This is a genomic window from Bergeriella denitrificans NBRC 102155 (assembly GCF_001592185.1).
In the GTDB taxonomy this organism is placed as follows: domain Bacteria; phylum Pseudomonadota; class Gammaproteobacteria; order Burkholderiales; family Neisseriaceae; genus Neisseria; species Neisseria denitrificans.
Genome location: NZ_BCWL01000284.1, coordinates 1 through 2025, shown reverse-complemented (window position 1 = coordinate 2025; position 2025 = coordinate 1). Strand labels below are relative to the sequence as shown.

Here is a 2025-nt window from a genome sequence, read left to right as displayed (position 1 = left end):
TATATATAAATGACGACATAACACTATTTACAACCAAATAAAAGCCGTCTGAAAATCGCATTTTCAGACGGCTTTGTCGTTTCAATCTACCTTGATACTTGAGAAGCGGCACAATCCATGACCATTCAGGCACATTCTGCCCGATAGGGAAACTGAATGGCGCCGGCTTCAGCAAAGTCATTTTAGCGGTTGCGTTCGATAAAGCGGTAATAGGTTTCGCCCTCTTGGACGTAACCCAGCTCCACACGGGCGATTTCGGCAATCGCCTCCTGCCCGTTGGCCAAATCGTCCACTTCCGCCGCCAGGAATTTATTGCGTAAAGTGAGCGTTTGGTTTTTCTCCGTTTGCAGCACAAGCTGCTCCTGCAGCTCTTCCATATGCCCGACGCTGCCCTTGCCGAACCACAGGCTGTATTGGAAGCACAGCAGTGCAACGGATAAAACGATGGTCACCCACTTCATACTCGATATCCCGACTTAACTTACTTGCCCAGTTGGTAGAATGCGGCTTTGCCCGGATAGTATGCGGCTTCGGCCAATTCTTCTTCGATACGCAGCAGTTGGTTGTATTTCGCCATGCGGTCAGAACGGCTCAGGGAACCGGTTTTAATCTGCATGCAGTTGGTGGCTACGGCCAGATCGGCGATGGTACTGTCTTCGGTTTCGCCCGAGCGGTGGCTCATGACACTGGCGTAGCGGTTGCGTTTGGCCAAGTCAACGGCTTGCAGGGTTTCGCTCAACGTACCGATTTGGTTCACTTTCACCAGCAAGGCGTTGGCCACGCCTTTTTCAATACCTTCGGCCAAGATTTTCGGATTGGTGACAAATAAATCGTCGCCGACCAGCTGAACTTTGCCGCCGAGTTTTTCAGTCAGCAGTTTCCAGCCTTCCCAGTCGTTTTCGTCCATACCGTCTTCGATGGAGATAATCGGGAATTCGGCAACCAAACCGGCCAGGTAATCGGCAAACTCGGCGCTGCTCAAAGCCACGCCTTCGGCTTCCAAGTGGTATTTGCCGTCTTTGTAGAATTCGCTGGAAGCGCAGTCCAGAGCAAACAATACATCTTCGCCCGGAACATAGCCCGCCGCTTTAACGGCTTCGGAAATCAGCTCCAAAGCTTCTTTATGAGTATTCAGGTTAGGTGCGAAACCGCCTTCGTCGCCCACAGTCGTCGGGAAGCCTTTGGCATCACACAATTTTTTCAACGCGTGGAACACTTCGGCACCACAGCGCAAAGCCTCGCGGAATGATTTCGCGCCTACCGGCATAATCATGAATTCTTGAATATTCAAAGTATTGTTGGCATGTTCGCCGCCGTTGATAACGTTCATCATCGGCACCGGCAGAGCCATCGGACCTGCGCCGCCCAAGTAGCGGTACAGCGGCAAGCCTGCATCTTCTGCAGCCGCACGGGCAACCGCCATGGAAACCGCCAGAGTCGCATTTGCGCCCAAACGGCCTTTGTTGTCTGTACCGTCCAGCTCAATCATGATTTGGTCGATATAAGACTGCTCGCTGGCATCCACACCAATCAATGCTTGGGCGATTTCGTTGTTGACATGCTCAACCGCAGTCAAAACACCTTTGCCCAAGTAGCGGCTTTTATCGCCGTCGCGCAGCTCCAAAGCCTCTTTCTGACCGGTGGAAGCGCCGCTCGGTACGGCTGCGCGTCCCATCACGCCCGATTCCAACAATACGTCACACTCAACGGTCGGATTACCGCGAGAATCCAAAATTTCGCGGGCAAAAATATCAACGATTGCGCTCATGAAAATCTCCAAAAAATAGGAAGGAAAAATGCTCGGGCAGCCTACCCGCGCCGCGTTTTCAGACGGCCTTTCCGGCCGCCTGCCGTGCTGCGGGCAGATTGCCGCTGCGCTGCGGCCGGAAAGCAGGCCCTGCATCGGCAGCCGGGAATACCGCAAAATGGATGCAGCATTCCCAAAGGCGTCATTTTATCAGTTTTTCCGCCCTATAGTCGAAGAAATTAATTTCTGCTACGGTGTTGGCCCGCCTTGTATCAGAA

At 52.7% G+C, this 2025-nt stretch carries 3 protein-coding genes; all 3 read right to left on the bottom strand.

From position 1 onward, the window contains the following. A partial coding sequence (locus tag BDE01S_RS11620) for a hypothetical protein (protein WP_218015875.1) occupies nt 1–181 on the bottom strand: 181 nt, incomplete at its 3' end. Nucleotide 182: 1 nt separating this feature from the next. Next, nucleotides 183–461, bottom strand: coding sequence for a cell division protein FtsB (ftsB, locus tag BDE01S_RS10230; RefSeq protein WP_066081183.1), 279 nt, complete (start codon nt 459–461; stop codon nt 183–185). A 20-nt stretch (nt 462–481) separates the two neighbouring features. Further along, a complete protein-coding gene (gene eno, locus BDE01S_RS10225; protein ID WP_066081186.1) occupies nt 482–1768 on the bottom strand; it encodes a phosphopyruvate hydratase in 1287 nt (428 codons plus the stop codon). Nucleotides 1769–2025 lie beyond the last annotated feature (257 nt).